The organism is Priestia sp. YIM B13489, from assembly GCF_042787645.1.
GTDB classification, from domain to species: domain Bacteria; phylum Bacillota; class Bacilli; order Bacillales; family Bacillaceae_H; genus Priestia; species Priestia megaterium.
In genome coordinates this window covers 4332225-4352690 of the sequence record NZ_JBHZOQ010000053.1, presented here as the reverse complement: position 1 = coordinate 4352690, position 20466 = coordinate 4332225, and the positions used below count along the sequence as shown (strand labels likewise).

The 20466-nt window shown below is 38.6% G+C and carries 24 protein-coding genes; 15 read left to right on the top strand and 9 right to left on the bottom strand.

The features are described from left to right. The first annotated feature begins 163 nt into the window (after positions 1-163). Complete coding sequence (locus tag ACFX4W_RS28290) at positions 164-1696, top strand: sensor domain-containing diguanylate cyclase (protein ID WP_237074566.1); 1533 nt, start codon at positions 164-166, stop codon at positions 1694-1696. A gap of 28 nt (positions 1697-1724) precedes the next feature. On the opposite strand, the gene ACFX4W_RS28285 is transcribed toward ACFX4W_RS28290, so the two are convergent. The 5 genes from ACFX4W_RS28285 to ACFX4W_RS28265 all read right to left on the bottom strand — a co-directional run bounded on the left by ACFX4W_RS28285 (position 1725) and on the right by ACFX4W_RS28265 (position 4000). Then, positions 1725-1898, bottom strand: a complete 174-nt coding sequence (locus ACFX4W_RS28285; protein ID WP_013055701.1) for a twin-arginine translocase TatA/TatE family subunit — start codon at positions 1896-1898, stop codon at positions 1725-1727. A 73-nt stretch (positions 1899-1971) separates the two neighbouring features. Then, positions 1972-2286, bottom strand: a complete 315-nt coding sequence (locus ACFX4W_RS28280) for a DMT family transporter (protein ID WP_013082006.1) — start codon at positions 2284-2286, stop codon at positions 1972-1974. Position 2287: 1 nt separating this feature from the next. Further along, entirely contained in the window at positions 2288-2629 is a 342-nt protein-coding gene (gene sugE / locus ACFX4W_RS28275; protein WP_043980074.1) for a quaternary ammonium compound efflux SMR transporter SugE, read from the bottom strand. A 42-nt stretch (positions 2630-2671) separates the two neighbouring features. After that, complete coding sequence (locus tag ACFX4W_RS28270) at positions 2672-3262, bottom strand: TetR/AcrR family transcriptional regulator (RefSeq protein ID WP_237074568.1); 591 nt, start codon at positions 3260-3262, stop codon at positions 2672-2674. Between the two features lie 84 nt (positions 3263-3346). Continuing rightward, positions 3347-4000, bottom strand: coding sequence for a hypothetical protein (locus tag ACFX4W_RS28265; RefSeq protein ID WP_280559133.1), 654 nt, complete (start codon positions 3998-4000; stop codon positions 3347-3349). 908 nt (positions 4001-4908) lie between these two features. On the opposite strand from ACFX4W_RS28265, the gene pgsB reads away from it, so the two are divergent. From pgsB to ACFX4W_RS28235, 6 genes are all read left to right on the top strand, one after another. Further along, positions 4909-6090 (top strand): poly-gamma-glutamate synthase PgsB, encoded by a 1182-nt coding sequence (gene pgsB / locus ACFX4W_RS28260; RefSeq protein WP_016763263.1) that lies wholly within the window; start codon positions 4909-4911, stop codon positions 6088-6090. A gap of 16 nt (positions 6091-6106) precedes the next feature. After that, entirely contained in the window at positions 6107-6556 is a 450-nt protein-coding gene (gene pgsC / locus ACFX4W_RS28255) for a poly-gamma-glutamate biosynthesis protein PgsC (RefSeq protein WP_013055707.1), read from the top strand. 40 nt (positions 6557-6596) lie between these two features. Continuing rightward, a complete protein-coding gene (locus ACFX4W_RS28250; protein WP_013082012.1) occupies positions 6597-7793 on the top strand; it encodes a CapA family protein in 1197 nt (398 codons plus the stop codon). 29 nt (positions 7794-7822) lie between these two features. Further along, complete coding sequence (locus tag ACFX4W_RS28245) at positions 7823-9385, top strand: gamma-glutamyltransferase family protein (RefSeq protein ID WP_043980064.1); 1563 nt, start codon at positions 7823-7825, stop codon at positions 9383-9385. A 20-nt stretch (positions 9386-9405) separates the two neighbouring features. Further along, positions 9406-9609, top strand: a complete 204-nt coding sequence (locus tag ACFX4W_RS28240) for a CapE family protein (RefSeq protein ID WP_013082014.1) — start codon at positions 9406-9408, stop codon at positions 9607-9609. Between the two features lie 124 nt (positions 9610-9733). Then, on the top strand, positions 9734-11296 hold the full coding sequence (locus ACFX4W_RS28235; RefSeq protein WP_043980061.1) for a gamma-glutamyltransferase family protein: 1563 nt from the start codon (positions 9734-9736) through the stop codon (positions 11294-11296). A gap of 26 nt (positions 11297-11322) precedes the next feature. On the opposite strand, the gene ACFX4W_RS28230 is transcribed toward ACFX4W_RS28235, so the two are convergent. Next, on the bottom strand, positions 11323-11772 hold the full coding sequence (locus tag ACFX4W_RS28230) for a staygreen family protein (RefSeq protein ID WP_028407691.1): 450 nt from the start codon (positions 11770-11772) through the stop codon (positions 11323-11325). Between the two features lie 148 nt (positions 11773-11920). Between ACFX4W_RS28230 and ACFX4W_RS28225 the strand changes: the two genes are divergently transcribed. The 3 genes from ACFX4W_RS28225 to ACFX4W_RS28215 all read left to right on the top strand — a co-directional run bounded on the left by ACFX4W_RS28225 (position 11921) and on the right by ACFX4W_RS28215 (position 13544). Then, positions 11921-12088 (top strand): hypothetical protein, encoded by a 168-nt coding sequence (locus tag ACFX4W_RS28225; protein ID WP_013055713.1) that lies wholly within the window; start codon positions 11921-11923, stop codon positions 12086-12088. A 193-nt stretch (positions 12089-12281) separates the two neighbouring features. Beyond that, positions 12282-12755 (top strand): hypothetical protein, encoded by a 474-nt coding sequence (locus ACFX4W_RS28220; protein ID WP_013082017.1) that lies wholly within the window; start codon positions 12282-12284, stop codon positions 12753-12755. Between the two features lie 129 nt (positions 12756-12884). Beyond that, entirely contained in the window at positions 12885-13544 is a 660-nt protein-coding gene (locus ACFX4W_RS28215) for a haloacid dehalogenase type II (protein WP_043980059.1), read from the top strand. A 30-nt stretch (positions 13545-13574) separates the two neighbouring features. On the opposite strand, the gene ACFX4W_RS28210 is transcribed toward ACFX4W_RS28215, so the two are convergent. From ACFX4W_RS28210 to ACFX4W_RS28200, 3 genes are all read right to left on the bottom strand, one after another. Next, positions 13575-13757, bottom strand: coding sequence for a CsbD family protein (locus ACFX4W_RS28210; protein WP_013082019.1), 183 nt, complete (start codon positions 13755-13757; stop codon positions 13575-13577). Positions 13758-13901: 144 nt separating this feature from the next. Next, on the bottom strand, positions 13902-14396 hold the full coding sequence (locus tag ACFX4W_RS28205) for an NUDIX hydrolase (RefSeq protein ID WP_057242044.1): 495 nt from the start codon (positions 14394-14396) through the stop codon (positions 13902-13904). Positions 14397-14486: 90 nt separating this feature from the next. Next, the gene (locus ACFX4W_RS28200) at positions 14487-16037 is read right to left on the bottom strand and encodes a glycoside hydrolase family 10-like protein (protein WP_280559134.1); all 1551 of its coding nucleotides are present in this window, start codon (positions 16035-16037) and stop codon (positions 14487-14489) included. A gap of 215 nt (positions 16038-16252) precedes the next feature. Here ACFX4W_RS28200 and ACFX4W_RS28195 point away from each other — a divergent pair, with 215 nt between their 5' ends. The 5 genes from ACFX4W_RS28195 to ACFX4W_RS28175 all read left to right on the top strand — a co-directional run bounded on the left by ACFX4W_RS28195 (position 16253) and on the right by ACFX4W_RS28175 (position 20465). After that, positions 16253-17107, top strand: coding sequence for a MurR/RpiR family transcriptional regulator (locus ACFX4W_RS28195; RefSeq protein ID WP_280559135.1), 855 nt, complete (start codon positions 16253-16255; stop codon positions 17105-17107). 14 nt (positions 17108-17121) lie between these two features. Further along, positions 17122-17427, top strand: coding sequence for a PTS sugar transporter subunit IIB (locus tag ACFX4W_RS28190; protein ID WP_013055720.1), 306 nt, complete (start codon positions 17122-17124; stop codon positions 17425-17427). A gap of 82 nt (positions 17428-17509) precedes the next feature. Next, the gene (locus ACFX4W_RS28185) at positions 17510-18811 is read left to right on the top strand and encodes a PTS sugar transporter subunit IIC (RefSeq protein ID WP_043980052.1); all 1302 of its coding nucleotides are present in this window, start codon (positions 17510-17512) and stop codon (positions 18809-18811) included. 54 nt (positions 18812-18865) lie between these two features. Then, positions 18866-19132: a hypothetical protein gene (locus ACFX4W_RS28180; protein WP_013082025.1), complete on the top strand. Its 267-nt coding sequence runs from the start codon at positions 18866-18868 to the stop codon at positions 19130-19132. A gap of 16 nt (positions 19133-19148) precedes the next feature. Next, a complete protein-coding gene (locus ACFX4W_RS28175; protein ID WP_280559136.1) occupies positions 19149-20465 on the top strand; it encodes a 6-phospho-beta-glucosidase in 1317 nt (438 codons plus the stop codon). The last annotated feature ends 1 nt before the right edge of the window (position 20466 follow it).

Here is a 20466-nt window from a genome sequence, read left to right as displayed (position 1 = left end):
CGGCAACGAATAGAGGATAGAAGAGTTTTATTTAATGAAGGAAAAAATCGTGCTGTTCGATAAATCGAACAGCACGATTTATAAAAAGGGGCAGTAAACAATATGTAAGCTAAGAAGCCTATTGTTTTTTGTTTTAGCTTTTTGGAAAGAGGTGAAGAATAAAGTGAGTCAACTTCTCTTTAATATCACGTTAATTATTTCTTTCATGTTTGCTGCGAGTATAGTTCGAGAGCAAATCATTTCTAGAGTAGAAGGAATAAGCCGGTACAAAATGTATCGCTTAATTTATTACGGATGTTCTTACGGCCTATTAGGCAGCATTTTAATGATATATACAATTAAAATAGATTCTACTATTATTCTTGACCTTCGCTTTTTAGCGGTGACAATTGTCTGTCTTTATGCAGGAATGGTACCTGCTATCATTGCGGCTTGTATTATAGGGGTAATGCGTCTGCTTTTGTTTGGAATTACGGCAAGCGGAATAATAGGGGCTGCTGCAATTATCGTAATGGCTTTACTGTCTGGGTGGACGGTTCGCTTACCTTATCGTCCATTTATTCGTTTTCAATTAATGAATTCTATTAGCTTGCTTTGCGTATTCTTCTCATTGTCCTTTCTTTTTAAAGATATCAAGCACGCTGCTACAATTATCATTTATTTACTGCCTGCTTCTTTTATAGGTGGGTGTTTGGTGTATCTGGTAGGTAGATATATATATGTATCTCGAGTAACGACAAGTCAGCATAAAAAGCTGTCTAAAATGTTTTCAGTTATGATTCAAAATGCAAAGACAGGTACCATGATTGAAACGCCAGAGCGCGAAGTAGCTGTTATTAATCAAACTTTTTGTGACATGTTTGACATACCCGGACCTCCTAATCAATACGTGGGATTGAAAAGTAATCAGCTGTTTTTATCTCACGCTCCTATGTTGAAAGATCCTGCTAGGTTTTTAAAAACAGTAGAAAGCACCGTTTATTCAAAAGAGTCAATAGTAGATGAAGAAATTACGTTTATTAACGGTAAAATTTATGCGCGTGACTACATTCCAATCTATGAAGGCCATGTGTATATTGGCCACTATTGGGAATATCGAGATATTACGGAGAAAAAGAAGGCTGAGTGTGATCTTCGCAAAGCCAATAAAAAGCTTGAAATGCTGTCCATGAAAGATGGCTTAACAGGTCTGAACAACCGCCGATCTCTTGATAAACAGCTGGAAAATGAGTGGGAATATGCACAGAAAGAAAAAGAGCCGCTTTCTTTTCTATTATTTGATATTGATTATTTTAAAGCGTATAACGATACCTATGGCCATATTCAAGGAGACGAATGCTTAAAAGAAGTAGCGAATATTGCTAAAAGCGTTGTTTTTGACGAAGCGGCTTTTGTTGCAAGATACGGAGGAGAAGAGTTTGGTATATTGCTTCCTCGAGCTAATCAATATGAAGCGATAAAAATGGCAGAAGCTATTAGACAGCAAGTGCAGCAGCGTGCAATTATCCATCAAGCTTCTGACGTGTTTAAGTGTGTCACAATCAGTGTTGGAATAATGACAGTCGTTCCATCCGAACACATACAGCTGATTTCAATTGTCCATGGAGCAGATCAGGCTTTATATGAAGCAAAGCGTACGGGTCGAAATCGAATTTCAGTATATTCTCACCACAAAGAAGCTGACTCAAACGTTTGAGTCAGCTTTTAAAAGAGATATAAGCCTCTTATTTAGGAGGAGCTTTTTCTTTTTCATCTTCTTCCATAATTCCTTTTGTAGCGTTTTTAAACTCTTTTAACGTTTTTCCGGCAGCTTTCCCTAATTCCGGCAGTTTCTTTGGGCCAAAAAGCAATAGAGCGACAAATACAATTAAGGCAATTTCTCCAAACCCAAGGTTCATTGTCATCGTCTCCTATTTTTTGAAAGTGTTTACAAGTTTAGTATAGCATGAAAAGAAAGGAAGTAGTACATCATTATCCAGTGATTTTAAGGCCGATTACACCTGCTACAATACAAAAAATAAATAAAATTCGACGCATATCTTTTGCTTCACGAAAGAAAAGCATGCCAAGAAGTACGCTTCCGGCAGCTCCTACTCCCGTCCATATGCCGTAAGCTGTTCCAATAGGTATCTCCTTTAATGCTAAGGAGAGAAGATAAAAACTTCCTGCACCGAAAAGGATAAATCCAATCGAAGGAAACAACCGCTTAAACCCATCTGAAAGTTTTAAAAAAATCACAAATCCCACTTCGCAAAAACCGGCAGCTATTAATGCAATCCAAGCCATGTTACGATTCCTCTCTTTCTGTTTCTTCAGTAGAAATCAACTTTAAACCAACGATTCCAAAGATCATTAATCCTAAAAATAAAATCTTTCCAATATTTGCTCCTTCGTCTAAAACGGTCATTCCAAGTATCGCTGTGCCAGCAGCCCCTATACCAGTGAATACTGCGTAAGCTGTTCCGACAGCAATTTTTTTTAAGGCATTTGAAAAGAAATAAAAGCTGATCACAATTGTGACGATTGTAATGATTGTTGGAGTTACTTCAGTAAATCCGTGTGAATATTTTAAGCCGATTGCCCATACAATCTCGAGCAAACCAGCGATAATAAGGTAAATCCAAGCCATTTTAATTCCTCCTTGCATAATAATAAGCCCTTTTTACAGGGCCTATTTAGCACGTATGCCTTCCCAAAATATCGTCCAAGCATCGTGAATTTTTTGGTCATAATACTCCGGTTCATAATAAAAGCGCTGAATGAACAGTCCGTCGGTTAAACAATAAAAGCTATTGATATACAAATCAATCGGACGTTCAATTATTTCGCCTTCAGCCATTCCATGTGTAAAAATAGCATGCAGAATTTGATCAGACAATCGTTCGCTTCTTAAGAAAATAGCTTTTACTTCCGACTGTAAATGTTCAGGTGGAAACAAAATAAGACGACGGTACATCTGGCCAAAAGAATCTTTTTCAATCATCGTGCAGAAATCTACAACAAAGCAGTGAAGCTGTTCTTTAGCAGACTTTGTTTTATGCTGTTCGTATATAACAGATAACTTTGTTAAAAATAAATTCATTAAATCATGCACGGTTAGTAAAAATAAGTCGTCTTTGTTCTTAAAATGAGCGTACAGGGAAGGTTTTTTAATGCCTACTTTTGATGAGATATCGGCAAGCGATGTTTCTGTATAGCCTTTTTCTCCAAAGAGCTCCATTGCTGCAGCTCTAATTTTTTCTACAGTTGATAATTCAATCAAGAAAAGCTCCTCCTCAATCTAACTAACGTTCGTTAGGTAAAAGATATCAAATGTAAAAAAAAGAAGCAAGGGAATCGCTTCTTTTTAATGTATTTTCACTAAATGACGCTGAGTTAAAAATAAAGAGAAGATAAAAATAAGCTCAAACGTATTTGTTACAGCTGTGCTTGGTATAGGAATTGACACAGCACTTCCTACAATCATTACGGCTACTCCAATCATCATACTGCTCCATTGCGTCTTGCGAAATAAGGAAATTCCAACAAAAAGCAAAATAATCGCCACAATGAGAACCATAAGAGGGGGACCGGATGATCCTACTAATGTATAGCGAACAATGCCATATTCACGTACAACTTCCATACGCTGACTAATCGTCTCGATTATTTCATAGCTAATTAAGGCAAACGTAGTTAGCAAAAAAAGGATGCCGGCAACAGGTTTTTTAGCCCATGTAATCGTCGAATATTTCGCTACGCCATACGCAAAGAGCACCAAAGTAGGGGTAAATAAAGCGTGAAACCAAAAGCGAAGCATGCTGAGTGAACGTAAAGTATCCCCTTCACCGATAAATGAACCAATCCCAATCATTATATTATCGTAAATTAGTCCAGCTATTACTAAAGGAAGAAAAAGCATGTAAAACGGCGAAGTGTTTTTTCGCACTACATATATGCTAAAGAAAAACAGGACAATATAGCAAAAAGAAAATAGAAAATAAAGGGTTGTATCAACCATTGTTTTCCTCCTTCTGATGATACTTCTTCTTTTTATGATAACATCATATGCCAAAAAAGTGAGAAAACATGCATTTTTCTAGGCAATCTTAACGGACGAAAGACTCCTTTATCGGTAGAAAGATTCAGAAAATATTGAAATAAAAATAGGAAAAGAGGCCATAGTCAAGAGATTTAGATTTACTGAATTGATTATTAAATAAAGGAAATCTATAAAATTACAACAAAAGAACTAGGAACACATGGAGTCTAAATGCTTATATAATTAGAAAAAAATATTTAATGTCCTTTCTATTTAAGTAAGTTAAATGTAAGCATAAAATGATAAATAAATGTATTTTTTTTACTTTTATATCTATCTATCATCCTTATAAGTACGGTTGTTAGACAAATTCAATTGGTATATCCATAAAAAGGAATTAATGGGATAAAATATTTTTTATCCCACCTTTATATTACAAAACGTTTTCTAAAGTTAAGAAATTTTTAATTACGTAATATTTCCGTGTGTTAATTGTAAGAGTGGTGTATAAAATATTCCTGTTGTTATGGTAAAAAAAGGTATCGATGGGATTTTTCTAGGTAAATAAACTTTAGACCTATTCTGTAAATTTTAAATAAAACGATGAGTTTTTAATTCTGTAAATAGACAATCGGAATTGTAAGAATATATAACATTTGAGCTATTGACCACTAATGAGCGCAGATGATAGTTTTAGAGCTGTTGAAATTGGTACTCGAGTCCATTTTTCAAAGCAGGTGTTTTAGCAGCATGCTAGCGCTGTTAATTGATTAGCTCCCATACATATATAAAGGGAGTGAAACTATGAAATCGTATATCTATCATTATGAATCAAAAGCATTCATAACGTATCCAACAGGAGAAGTTTGGAAGGAGAAGAATGAAACATGATCTTAATTATCCTATGCTGCCTATTTTTAGTAGGGTATGGCGTTTGGGAGTATCGCAGACATTTACGCAAGCTGCATTCAATTCCTGTACGAGTGAATGTTAATGGTATTCGCGGAAAATCCACCGTTACACGATTGATTACAGGTATTGTAAAAGAAGCAGGTTACAAAACAGTAGGAAAAACGACAGGAACACAAGCGCGTATGATCTACTGGCATACAAGTGAAGAAGAACCAATTATTCGTCGTAAAGAAGGTCCGAACATTGGAGAACAGCGACGAGTGGTAAATGAAGTTGCCGATATTGGCGCAGAAGCTCTTATTTGTGAATGTATGGCTGTACAGCCTGATTATCAAATCACATTCCAAAATCAGCTGATTCAAGCCAAGGTAGGCGTTATTGTAAACGTACTAGAAGATCACATGGATGTAATGGGTCCAACTCTAGATGAAGTTGCTCAAGCGTTCACTGCTACTATTCCTTACGATGGCCACCTTGTTACAATTGAAGGTCCATATTTGGAATACTATAAAAAAATAGCCGCAGAGCGCAACACAAAAGTTATTGTAGCTGACAATGATAAAGTATCTGAAGCGTATTTACGTGAATTTGATTATATGGTTTTCCCTGATAATGCTTCCATCGGTTTAGCAGTAGCAGAAGCACTTGGTATCGATGCTGAAACAGCGATGAGAGGAATGTTAAATGCCCAGCCTGACCCAGGAGCTATGAGAATTACAACGTTTGGCGATGAAAAAAATCCAGCCTTTTTAGTGAATGGATTTGCTGCCAACGACGCTTCTTCCACGCTTCGTATTTGGGAACGTGTAGATTCAATGAACTATAGTGAAAAACTTCCTATTGTCATTATGAACTGCCGTCCGGACCGTGTAGATCGCACGGAGCAATTTGCTGAAGATGTAATGCCATACATTGAAGCGGACGTAATGATTGCAATTGGTCAGACGACCTCACCAATCGCTGCAGCATATCAAAGAGGCGAATTGCCAACAAAAGAATTCTGGGATATGGAAGGCGCTTCTACAGAAGAAATTTTAGAGCGCATGAAGCCTTATTTAAAAGATCGTATCGTATACGGTGTCGGAAATATCCACGGTTCAGCCGAGCCGCTTGTTGAAGCTATTATTGAAATGAAAAAGATGAGAAAAGCAGTTTAATCTAGGAGGCCATTCCATGTTCGGATCAGATTTATATATCGCCCTTGTGTTAGGGGTTACACTAAGCTTAATTTTTACAGAAAAAACGGGCGTATTGCCAGCGGGTCTTATCGTACCGGGGTATTTAGCTCTTGTATTTGATCAGCCAATTACCATTTTAATGATTTTCTTAATTAGTATTTTAACTTATGTTATCGTCGTATACGGAATCTCAAAAGTAGTTATTTTATATGGACGTCGCAAATTTACAGCGATGTTAATTACGGGTATTGTGATTAAAGTTGCATTTGATTATTTCTTCCCGATCTTGCCGTTTGAAGTGTTTGAATTACGCGGAATTGGTATCATTGTACCGGGCTTAATTGCAAATACAATGCAAAAGCAAGGTCTTCCTTTAACAGTTGGAACAACGGTTTTATTAAGTGGTGTAACATTTGGAATTATGCAAGTTTATTATTTATTTTAATACACAAACAAACCGCAGCTGGTAAAGGAAGGTGAAAGCGTTGAAAGAGAAAAAATTAAACTTTCAAGAAAAAGTATTGATGTTTATAAAGAAAACAAAGCCTACAACGGGCAAGCAAGCTCTTATCTTAACGCCAATTTTAATCGTAATTTTAGCTCTTTCAGGATGGATGGAGCGTTCGGATGCTCTTGAAAACCCTGAGACGGCTAATCCAGAGGCCAATAATGATTTAACGATGACTATGGTCGGAGACATTATGATGGGTCGCCATGTAAGAGAAGTAACTGAACGCTACGGAGAAGATTTTGTATTCCGCAACGTGGAGCCGTTCTTTAAAAATTCGGATTACGTAAGCGGGAACTACGAAACACCGATTTTAACAAATGACGTAGATTCATATAAAGCAATGGAAAAAGGTATTCATTTATATAGTAAGCCTGCTGATCTAGCGACTGTTAAAAATGCAGGTTTCGACGTATTAAACTTAGCGAACAACCATTCAATGGACTACAGTGCAAAAGGGTTAGAAGATACGATCTCTACTTTTGAAGCAAACAAATTAGATTTTGTTGGTGCTGGCCGTAACTCTGAAGAAGCAAAGCATATTTCGTATAAAGATGCTGACGGTATTCGCATTGCAACCGTAGGTTTTACGGATGTACATTCAGACGGAATGTCGGCTGGAAAAAACAACCCAGGGATTTTAAAAGCAGATCCGGATCTTATTTTCAGCACGATTCAGCAAGCGAAAGCAAATGCTGATTTAGTTGTAGTAAATGCCCACTGGGGTGAAGAATACGATGCACAGCCAAGTCCTCGTCAAGAAGGGCTAGCAAAAGCGATGGTAGACGCTGGTGCGGACATTATCATTGGTCACCATCCGCACGTTTTACAGTCATATGACGTATATAAAGGTTCGGTTATTTTCTATAGCTTAGGAAACTTTATTTTTGACCAAGGGTGGTCAAGTACAAAAAATACAGCGATGGTTCAGTATCATTTAAATAAGCAGGGCCAAGCTAAAATTGATGTTATTCCAATGGTTATTAAAGCAGGTACGCCAACTCCAACAGATAACCCTTGGCGCATGAAGCGTATTTATAACGATTTAAACAAGTTTTCTTCAAACCCTGAACTGTTAGAAAAAGAACGAAACAAGTTTGAATTAAACTTAGATCATTCTCGCATTATAAAACATGCAGAGGAGCGCAAAAAGAACGAAGCGCAAGCTAACTAATAGCCCGTCATACACAGAGGAGGTAAAAGATGATAAATAAACGTAATGCGATTATTGTTTCCATTGTCATCTTTTCACTCATAGTAGGTGTATGTGTTTATCAATTTATGTTTCCAAAACAAGAATATGCAGTAAGTACTTCAGATCCTCGCGCCACAAAAGTAGGTATGGAAATTCTTAAACAAGGCGGTACAGCAGTTGATGCAGCTATTGCCATTTCCTACACGCTTGGCGTTGTGGAACCGTACGGATCAGGACTTGGGGGAGGCGGCGGAATGCTGATTGATCCAGCAGATGCCTCTCCAACATTTATTGACTACCGAGAAATTGCACCTAAGAATGATAAAGAAGATGAGATTGGCGTACCAGGGTTCGTTGCTGGTATGGATTATATTCAGCACCACTACGGATCTATGTCGATGAGCAAACTAATCGACCCGGCCATTAACTATGCTGAGAATGGGTATAAAGTGGACAAAGATTTGCACGACAGGCTGGTTTCATACAAAGGTAATGTGAATGAAGATGAAATTCCTAGCTTTTATCCAGATAAGGACGCCATTAACACAGGTGAAATTGTCAAACAGCATGAATTAGCGAACACGCTGCAAAAGATTAAGGAAGAAGGGCCAAATGCTTTTTATAGAGGGAAGATTGCAGACGATATTACAGAAGAAACAAAAGTAAGTCACAAAGACTTGCGAAAGTATGCGCCTGTTGAACGCAAACCTCTATCGACGAATTATAAAGGTCATCAAATTATTTCAGCACCTCCGCCTTTTGCTGGTGCTACGCTTATTCAAATGTTAAAAATGACGGATCAAGAAGATATTTGGAAGCTGAAGGAATCGCATCCTAGTCTTTATTATCATTTTCTTGGTCAAATTTCAAAAGTAGCTTATCAAGACCGCTTGAAAAAAATTGCTGATCCGGCTTTTATAAAAGAAACGCCAAATGATTGGATCGACGATCATTACGTGCATTTACTTCGTAATAAATTAAATAATACTGAAACAGATCATACCAAAGTAAGCGACGTCGAAGAACATGAAAGTACCACTCATTTTGTTGTCATGGACGGTGAAGGAACCGTTGTATCAACAACGAATACGCTGAGTAATTTCTTTGGCAGCGGTGAATATGTAGATGGATTCTTTTTAAATAATACGCTCAATACGTTTGGGGAAGGAATTAATAAGCGTCAACCCGGTAAGCGTCCAAGAACATTTACAGCCCCTACCATTATTCGTGAAGGTGATGAATGGGTAATGTCCATTGGCACACCGGGAGGAAATCGCATTCCTCAAGTGTTAACGCAAGTAATTGGGGATTATTTTGAAGACAAAGATTCCATTAAAAACGCAGTAGAAAACAAGCGTGTCATTTTTGATTCTCATAAGTTTTATTCAGAAGCTAAGCTTAAACAGTCAACTAAAGATGGTTTAAAAACGTACGGCTATGACTTAAAAAACAATGATAACGCGATGTTTTACGGAGGCGTTCAAGCTCTTGTGAAAGACTTAAAGAAAAATAAGATTCAAGGTGACGCTGATCCGCGCCGCCACGGTTTATGGGAAAAAAGTACAGACTAACTTAATTGGAGGAATAGAAAATGATCGCAAAACGAATCGTAGGGATTGTAGGACCAATTGCTATTGTAGCAGGAGTAGTAGCAGGACTTGGAGCTTTAAAACATCCGGCTACTCTTTCAACAGATGAACAGCAAAAAATTGAAAATAACGTAAAAATGATTGAACAAACAAAATCAGCTGCTACAGATGCAGTAAATGATGCTGCGGCAGCTGCTGGAAAATAAATCTTATGTAGTAACAAAAATGGCATCGTCCTAGACGATGTCTTTTTTGTGTGCAATGTAATGTATGGATAAAAATGAAAGCGCTTCACAAAATATACATATGAGTAAAAATGGAGGGGAATGTGTGAATAAAAAATTACTGTTATTTAATATTGTTGCTGTTTTGTTGTTAATCGGCGTTATAGCCGCTTTATTTATGACTCAATCAAGTACAGAACTTAATCCTAAAAAGCTCCTAAAAAAAAATAATGATCATTCTTACGGTGTGAGTGCTTCTAATTCTCTGGCAGCAAATGTAGGGATGGACGTATTAAAAGAAGGCGGGAATGCAGTAGATGCGGCCATTGCAATTTCGTATGCCCTTAACGTAGTCGAACCTTTTGGATCTGGAATTGGCGGAGGTGGAGGTATGCTGATTGCCAAAAAAGATCAGCCTGCTACTTTTATCGATTACCGGGAAACCGCTCCAACTTCTATGAGTGGTAAAAACGGCGTGCCGGGATTTGTCGCTGGTATGGAATATATTCAGCAGAAATATGGTACAAAATCAATGAGTGATTTGATTCAGCCGGCTGTTGAATATGCTGAAAAAGGGTTTGAAGTAGACTCTCTTTTATCGTCTCGATTGTATTACTCTAGAGGAAGGATGGATGTAGACGATCTATCCGCTTTTTATCCAAAGGGAGAAGCAATCGAAGAAGGAGAAACCCTGTCGCAGCCCGTGTTAGCTAAAACATTAATCAAAATTCAGCGAGAAGGTGCGTCTGCATTTTATAAAGGAGATGTGGCACAAGATATTGCTGATGCAACGCCTATTTCTAAAAAAGACTTATCTTCCTATCAAGTGACAGAAATCAAGCCTGTCGTTTCAACTTACAATGGAACGGAAGTGATTTCAGCGCCTCCGCCTTTTTCCGGAATTACACTGATTCAAATGTTAAAAATGGCAGAGAAAGAAAATCTTGAAACAATGCCTGACAAAGAATATTACGAAACGATGAACAGAATTAAAAAGGCAGCTTACTCCGACCGGTTAAAACAAATCGGAGATCCAGACTTTCATAATCAAAACTCAAGTGAATTAGTCAGTGATGATTATATAACAAACTTGGTCAATCACCCGACACGTTCTTCAGGTGAAGGCGATGAAGAACACGAAAGTACAACACATTTTGTGGTTATTGATTCAGAAGGAACCGTCGTATCTACAACTAATACGTTGAGTAACTTCTTTGGTACAGGCGAACAAGTTGACGGCTTTTTTCTTAATAACAATGCTGATACGTTTGGAAGCAAAGAACCGAATAATCGCGAGCCGGGAAAAAGAGCAAGAACTTTTACGGCTCCAACTATTATAAGAGAAAAAGGCGAGTGGGCGATGGGAATAGGTTCTCCGGGTGGAACGCGGATTCCTCAAATTTTAACTCAGGTACTTTCTAAAAACCTTGAAGGAAATGAATCGCTTCAAAAAGCTGTAAACGAACCGCGCTTTATTTTTGATGATTCGACTATTTATGTAGAGCCCGATTTAAATACCAAAAATATTCCTTCTGCGTTTCGAATAGAAAAAAAGGAAAGCGACGTCTTTTATGGAGGTATTCAAGCGTTAACCATTAATTTTCAAGATAAACAAATGGAAGGAGCCGGAGATCCTAGAAGAAATGGAGTTTGGAAAACAGGAGATTAACGAAGTAAAGATCCCTTCTCATATGCTTAGGCATAGTGAGAAGGCGTTTGAAAATATCGAATGGAATGAAAATCTTTGTCGCTGGAATGAAAATGTACGTAAATGGGGGAACGATCTAAAGCAGGGTGAGCGTTGAAAAACGTGGCATCACCGTAGCGCAATGCTTTTAGCAAGTAAGGCATTTCCTGTTTGAAAATAGCGTACCGTATGGCTTGAACGGACTTTTCCGTTTGTTCATTGCCAATAAATACGTATACATACAGCGTATCAACACCGTCTTTGTGGAGCCATTCGGCAAAAAGCTCATTTCGCTGCTCATTTAATTGATCAACAGCAAACTTTTCGTCGATCCAAAGAAATAAATCGTCTGTTTGTTCAGAATGTGTGAGCGTATAGCGTCGCCCAATAAAAGGAAAGGTGGGCGTGCTTCCTTGCCGGTATGTGACGCTAAATTGCTGAGGATTAAAAGCAGACAAACGGCATCTTCCTTTCACGCTTTTAAGTAGTTTATGCATAAAAAAGAGAAATTTCACACATTCGTCAAGAATTTTAAGCTGTTTTTCTTACATGCATACTTATGAAAAAGTTGTTACACTGAAGAAAAGAAATAGTGGGTGATAAAAGATGGAGCCGCTGTATATTGTCTTATCCATTTTTTTAGCAGCGATGCTATCGTATGATATTGCTAAATTTGTTCGAGGGGACCGGCCAGATTGGAAAGAGGGTCTCGTGACGGGCCTTGTGTTCGTGGGCTTTTTAGCAGCCATGCAAATGGCTTTTCACATTGTATAGCGACGAAAGAGGCTGGGACAAACGTACTTTAGTTGAAGGAAGATCCGAACGATGAATCGTTCGGATCTTTTATGTTTATGTCTCAATCCCTTTTTTAAAAGATATGCCGGATAAGTTTAGTCCGGCAATACTAAAAAGCTTGGATATCGAATAAGCTGTTGTATACTGCATTTTTGATAAAGGGGCTTTTTACTTGTATCGAAAAAAAACACTGCTTTTGAAGCGAAGTTTAGGAGTAGCTGTGTTTCTTTCTGTTATTGCGCTGGGAGTTTGGATGTTTCAATTTACATTCTTTTCTCCGAGTCATCAAGCCAAATCTGCCGTAAAAGAATTTTATACGCTAGAACAGGAAGGAAACTTTTCGGAATCATGGGACCTTTTTCATTCATCCATGAAAAAGAAATGGACAAAAGGTGCATACATACAAGATCGAGCACACGTATTTCTCAATCATTTCGGGGTAGACACCTTTACTTATTCCATTGAAGATGTTGAAAAAAGAAAGAGCTGGAAGATGGAAAATGATCGTAAAGCGTTTCCTGTTGTTTACGAAATGACTGTTATCCAAACGTATAAAGGGAAATATGGAAACTTTGATTTGGTGCAGAAAGTGTATGCTGTTCGTGAAAAAGGAGAATGGAAAGTCGTGTGGGATTATAAACAGTAGGAGAGCCTGCTGTTTTTTTATTTTCATAAGAAATGAGCATACATCAGCTGTTAATAGGCCTCTTTTTTAACAGAAAAAACGTTATGTTTTTTTGCGAGTGGGTAAAATGAAAGAAGGAGGCGAACACAGATGAAATTTAAAACGATTTTATTTGATGCATATGGAACACTGTTTGATGTACATACCGTTATTGAAACGTGTGATCAGCTGTATCCGGAGCGGGGAGAAAGCATTAGTCATTTATGGCGTTTGAAGCAAATTGAATACGCCATGCAATATCAGCTGATGGGACGATACGTTGACTTTTATACATTAACAAATCAATCCCTGAAATATGCAGCAGAAGCAAATGATATTGATTTAACGGAACACGAAGAAAAAATGCTGATGAGTGCCTACATGAAGCTGAATGTCTACGATGAAGTCAAAGAGGTGCTCGCCTATTTAAAAGAAAAAGGGTATCGCCTGGCTATTTTTACGAATGGTCCTAAGCACATGATTGATCCGCTTGTTTCTTATCACAATATGAATCATTTATTTGAGGACGTTATTTCCATAGACGAAATCAAACAGTACAAGCCTACGATGGCAAGCTATCACTATGCAAAAAACAAAATGAACGCTAAAAGAGAAGAAGTATTATTTTTGTCATCGAATACATGGGATATTGCCGGTGCTAAAAACTACGGGTTCGCAACGGCTTGGGTCAACCGAAAAGGAAATGTAGCTGAACATAAAGAATTGCAGCCAAACGTAATCATTAAAAGCTTAAATCAGCTTATTAAATAAAAAAAGACGAGCATTTAAGCTCGTCCTTTTTTATTTATTGCTAAATGTATCTTTTGTTTCGCCTACTGCTTTTTGAGCATTTCCTTTTGTTTTCTCAGCTTTTCCTTCGCGCTGAAGGTCGCGGTTATTCGTTGCATTTCCCACTTGATCTTTTACTTCACCTTTAGCTTTTGATACATTTCCTTTAACTTTATCTCCTAAACCTTTACTCATTTTAATCTTCCTTTCTATTAGTAATTAAGTAGTGTTACTTGTCTGTTCCACCATTAGAAAGAAATTAAACATATCTTCTGATTTCAACTTAAATAGAAGCTAAGTGTACGATATTTAGGAGTAATGTGTAGGCAACTATCATTATTATTGTTCGGAGGTTTTAAGCTCCCAATCATCATAAATCTGAGATTCATAAGGCCATGATAATAAGCTTAAAGATTCCACTGCTTTTAGAACAAGAGGCGAAGCATTATCGATGTTGAGATCCTGCGGTGCAATCCACAATGCTTCCAAAGAATCCTGTCCTTCAAACTGTACGGGGTGGGAAAGAAGCTCACCGCCGGCAATGTCTACGTAATAAAATACAGCAATGTGATGCACGTGAGTAAATTCTTTCCACTTACAAGGATACTGAAAATCTGTTGTACCCGCTTGAGAAACAATGTTAATCTCAAAGCCTGTTTCTTCCACAAATTCTCTTTTCATCGCTTCGGTTAATGTTTCACCGTGCTCTAGCTGTCCGCCTGGCAAATCAAAACGATGAATATACGGACCTCTATTTTTTCGAATAACAAGCAGCTTGTTATCTCGCATACAAATTCCATATACGCCAAAAGCGCGATCATAATTTGGTTCCATCTTTTTTTCACTACTTTCTATAACAGAATGGCTTGATAAAGCATCGTTTGATTTCTTTATCCTACCATACATTTTGCTATAGAACCTTTTTTAATGAGATGCTTTTACAGTAAGCGTGCGGGAAACGGCACTTTCGTTATGCAAACGGTCAACAGAGGTTACAACATATGTGTATGTTTGATTTTTGAGTGCATTTTGATCTACAAACAATTGTTTTTCTCCTGTTTTTCGAACGGTTGTCAGCAGGTTTTCTGCGCTGTTAATGTCGCCTTTTTTATTGCCTTGAAAGCGATAAATGGCATAATAAGCGGAATCATTCTGCTGGTGATCTCGAATTTCAAATGCTGCTTCTTTTGTATGAGGACCCGCGTTTTTTAATTTTGGTGCTTTTGGGGCCGTATTATCAAGCCAAGGCATTGCTGGAATAAGCGCAGGGTGTTTATAAATATCGTTTTGCAGCTTATCTTTTATTCCTAGCGGGTTTCGGTTCAAATCTTTCAGGCTAAAATGCATGCTCCCCTGTACTTCTGGAAACTGGTGATTTAGAGCAATTTGCCTTGGGTACTCATCGGGATCAGACCAAGCTTCCACCGCGTTGTTATTAATTTTGTAAGCAGCTTGTCCAATATAAAGGTGAACTGGCTTTCCGCGAACTTCATCTCTCCACCAGTTGAGCAGCGTATCGTAAGCAGCGGGTTCAAATCCGATATTCCAATAAATTTGCGGAGTGATGTAATCAATGTATCCATTTTGAATCCACGTACGCGTATCGGCATACAAATCATCGTAGTTTGTTTGTCCAGCAGTCGTCTCAGAGCCAGTTGGATCATTAGCAATGTTTCGCCATACGCCGAACGGACTGATGCCAAACTTCACGTATGATTTTGTTTTTTTAATAGATTTATTTAAATCTCGAACAAGCTGATTAACATTGTCACGCCGCCAGTCTTCAATATTGGAAAACGTTTGAGCACCGTAGGCTTCATATGTTTTTTGATCTGGGAACGTTTGACCTGCAATTTTATAAGGATAAAAATAGTCGTCCATATGAACAGCATCAATATCATAGTTTCTTACGACTTCGAGCACTTCTTCAATAATAAAGTTTTTTACTTCTGGAATACCTGGGTTGTAGTAGAGTTGTTTTCCGTAGGAGACGACCCAATCAGGATGTTGTTTGGCAGGATGATTATCGGCTAGTTTGTTTAAATCAGTATGATTCATTGTAATGCGGTAAGGGTTAAACCATGCGTGGAATTCTAAGTTGCGCTTGTGTGCTTCGTCTACCATAAAGGCCAGAGGATCATAGCCGGGATCTTTTCCTTGTGTACCGGTTAAATATTCTGACCACGGGCCATATTTTGACGGATAAAAGGAATCGGCGGTCGGTTTAATTTGAACAACAACAGCATTCATCCCCATCTTTTTTACTTCATCTAGCAAATAGGTAAACTCTGTTTTCTGCTGTTCAACCGGAAGACCAGGCTGAGAAGGCCAATCAATGTTGTATACGCTTGCAATCCAAGCGGCTCGAAGCTCCCGTTTTTGATACGTAGTAGGTACGTCTGCTTTAGCAGGCAATGTGCTCGAACAAAACAGCAGTAAAAACAAGATGCCTCCAACCCATTTTTTAATATGCATGTTCGTTCCTCCTTCTTTTTTGGTTGAGATAAAATTTCTTTCATAATATAGCATGCGGTCGTTATATTCACAATAGATTTTAATGAAATATTCTGAAAAATAAAATAAAGTTTTAAAAATATCAGAAAAATATTGAAATTAAACTTCAGAAAAAATATAATAATGGTAATTTAAAGAATATTTTAGAAATACGTTACTTAACGATGGAGGAATTCATGCGCCAATTTTCCGTACTTACTTTAATCTATGCACAAATGAATCATTACAGTCCTGCTGAAGGAAGAGTAGCTGATTACGTGCTAGAAAATCCCACGACCACGTTGAACTTAACGACCAAACAGTTAGCTAAGCAGTGTCAGTGCAGCGAAGCTACGATTATTCGCTTTTGTCAGCGTGTAGGCATTAATAGTTTTAAAGAATTAAAGATTGAATTAGCAAAAGATGCTCATAAGGTGCATACCGAACAGCTGCCGAATCTTCCAGTTAATTTTGAAGACGAGACAGATGCCGTGCTTGAAAAAGTCATAAGCAAAAGTATGAGCGCACTGATGAATACAAGCCGACTAGTGAGCACTTCTGCAATTGATGCAGCTGCGGAAGCTATTCATGGAGCGAAACGAGTGTTTTTATACGGAGCAGGAGGATCATCTGTAGTTGCGCTAGATGCTCAGTATAAACTGCTTCGAATTGATATTTCGGCTCTGTTTTCATTAGATAGTCATGTTCAAATGATGATGGCTACGAATATGACAAAAGATGATGTGCTGTTTGTGGTATCCACTTCAGGTCAAACAAAAGAAGTGGTAGAACTGATGCAAATAGCCAAAGACAAAGGAGCAGCCGTCATTTTGCTAACGCAGCACGGATCATCGCCAGCTTCTAGATTAGCTGATATTCTGCTGACTATTTCGGTAGAAGAACAGCATATTCGAATTGGAACGATGAGCGCTCGTATTGCTCAGTTAGCCATTGTAGATGCGATGTTTATACGGTTATGTATTCAAAAAGGCAATCAAGTGTTTGAACGCATAATCGATACACATAATGTAATTCAAAAAATAAAGAGGTAGGGGGAAATGAGAAAATGAAGGTATTGTTTGTATGTTCTGGAGGAATGTCAAGTGCGATTGTGGTAAAAGCATTAAAAACAGAAGCACAAAAGCACGGAACGGATATGGAAGTGCTGGCAATTGGAACAAATGAAGTGGCAGAGGAAATTCAAAAGGGCTGGGACGTTGTAATGGTTGCACCGCAGATTCGTCACCGGTTTAATGCAGTGAAAGCGGAAGCAGATAAAGCTTCTGTTCCATGCGGGCCCATTCCGCCGCAGGCTTATACGCCGCTTGGAGGTCCAACGCTTTTTAAAACGGTTCAACAGCTCGTTAGCTAAGAAAAGCAGGTGTATTCCTGCTTTTTAAATAGATAAGAGGTTTCATTTACACAAGGGGAGAATATAGAGGGGGAAAGGGTATATGAGCAAATTTGTGTCGTTTTTAGAGAACAATTTATCAGGACCTATGGCCAGGTTATCAGAACAGCGGCATCTTCAAGCCATTCGCGATGGTGTTATATCCGCTTTGCCGTTTATCATTATCGGAAGTTTTTTCTTGATTCTAGCGTTTCCGCCTGTGCCGCAAGACAGCACAATTGCGAAATGGGCCGCTGATAACAGCGCCAATATTTTAATACCGTATCGCGTAACGATGTTTATTATGTCTTTATATATAGCCTTTGGGATAGGATACAACTTGTCCAAAAGCTATAATCTCGATCCGCTGTCAGGAGCGCAAATTGCAGTAGCTGCACTACTCCTTACGGTCACTCCAAAGCTGATTGAAGAAGAAGGGTTTATGCTTCCAATGACAAACCTTGGAGGTCACGGTTTATTTGTAACGATGATTGTATCGATTTTATCGGTCGAAATTCTCAGGTTTTGTAAAGCAAAAAATGTCACCATTAAAATGCCAGAACAAGTGCCGCCTTCGGTATCGAGGTCTTTTGAAGCACTAATTCCGGTTGCGATTGTTGTTGTACTTATGACGATTATTACCATTGTTTTAGGTATCGATCTTCACCATTTAGTTGATAAACTAGTTGCTCCGCTTGTGGAAGCTGGAGATAGTTTAGCAGGAGTATTAATACCGGTTTTCTTAATTACGTTTTTCTGGTCATTTGGAATCCACGGCGTCTCTGTTGTTGGGACAGTGGCAAGGCCTGTATGGGAAGTGTATTTAGCCAAAAATGCTGAAGCGGTAGCAGACGGAGCTTCCATACTTCCGTATATTGCACCTGAAACGTTCTTTCAGTGGTTTGTTTGGATCGGAGGATCTGGAGCGACGCTAGGTCTTGCCTTAGCGATGCTGTTTTTCTCAAAATCCAAATATTCGAAAGCGCTTTCTAGGACATCTTTTATTCCGGCGGTTTTTAATATTAACGAACCAATTATTTTCGGTTTGCCAATTGTCTTAAATCCTATTTTAATTATTCCATTTATCATTATCCCGATTATTACAACGATCATTTCATACGCAGCAACGGCGACAGGTCTTATTACGCCAACCTACGTAATGGTTCCTTGGACGCTCCCGGCACCGATCGGAGCGTATCTATCAACCGGAGGAGACTGGCGGGCGGTTGTGCTAGTCGTTATCAATATTGCTATTTCTGTTGTCATTTATCTTCCGTTCTTTAAAATGTACGACCGAAAGATGGTCGAAATGGAAAAAAGCGATGAAGCAACGGTTGCACCATCCGATAGTTCAGTTCAAATGTAAAGAAAGAGAAGCCAACTTGTTTGGCTTCTATCTCTTTAGTAGGAGTGAGGGTCAATGTTTGTACGGTTTCGATATAAAACTGTGTTTTTATTTCTGCTAACCATGGTTCTTTGCAACGTTATTTTTACACCTCTGCTGCAGTATGCTGGTTTATCAGCGCAGCATAGTTTATTTGCCATTACAAGCCTATCAGCGGCGTTGCTTACAACATTTATTTCCATTCGGCTTTCAAACGCAGCTTTATCTAAAACCGCCGTTTGTATACGCTTTGTTTTGCTTGGAATAGGGTGCACAGCCGTTACATATTTAGCCGTTTTTTAACAAGGAGGGGCAAAAAATGAAAGTAGTGACAATTGGGGGAGGATCAAGTTACACACCGGAATTGGTCGAAGGGTTTATTAAACGATATGATGAGCTTCCAATTCGAGAGCTATGGCTTGTAGATGTTGAAGAAGGAAAAGAGAAACTTGCAATTGTAGGAGCACTTGCGAAAAGAATGGTCAAAAAAGCAGGTGTTGATATGAAAATTCATTTAACGCTTGATCGACAAAAAGCGTTGATAAATGCTGATTTTGTAACGACACAGCTTAGAGTAGGTCAGCTTGATGCGCGTATTCAAGATGAACGCATCCCTCTTAAGTACGGAATGATTGGTCAAGAGACAAACGGGGCGGGAGGATTATTTAAGGGCTTACGAACGATACCAGTTTTGTTGAAAATTGCCGAGGAAATACACGAAGTTTGTCCAAACGCCTGGCTTATTAATTTTACAAATCCTGCAGGTATGGTAACGGAGGCGCTGCTTCGCTACGGGAAGCATTCTAAAGTAGTAGGAGTTTGTAACCTGCCTGTACATATGACAAACTCCATCGCGGGCTTGCTTCAAGTAGAAAAAGAAGATGTTTACATTGAATTTGCAGGGTTAAATCACTTGGTATATGGACTGCATGTGTATGCAAAAGGAAAGGAAGTAACGCAAGAAGTCATTCAGCGATTAAGTGATCCAAACTCTCAAGTAACAATGAGAAATATAGCTCCTATTCCATGGCAACCGGACTTTTTGGAAGCTCTTGGCGTGATTTTATGTCCTTATCACCGCTACTACTACAAAACAAAAGAAATATTAGCAGAAGAGCTTCTGGCCTTTCAGTCAGGTACCACACGAGCTGAAGTGGTCAAAGCATTAGAAGCCGAGCTTTTTGAACTCTATAAAAATCCAAATCTAGAAATGAAGCCACCGCAGCTGGAAAAACGAGGGGGCGCTTATTACAGCGATGCCGCATGCAATTTAATTTCATCCATTTATAACGATAAAGGCGATATTCAAACATTAAATGTAAAAAACAATGGAGCTATTTCCTCACTCCCAAACGAATCTGCGGTTGAAGTAAACTGTGTAGTAACAAAGCAAGGGCCAGTACCGCTCGCTGTCGGTGAACTTCCGGTAGAAGTTAATGGACTTGTGCAGCAAATTAAATCGTTTGAACGAGTAGGAGCAGAAGCTGCGGTTACAGGATCTTATGAAAAAGCACTGGTTGCGCTGAGCATTAATCCGCTTGTTCCAAGTGACGAGCTGGCTAAGTCGGTCTTAGATGAACTGCTTCAAGCTCATCGCAAGTATTTACCTGCTTTTTTTAAGGAAGTGAACGCGTAGT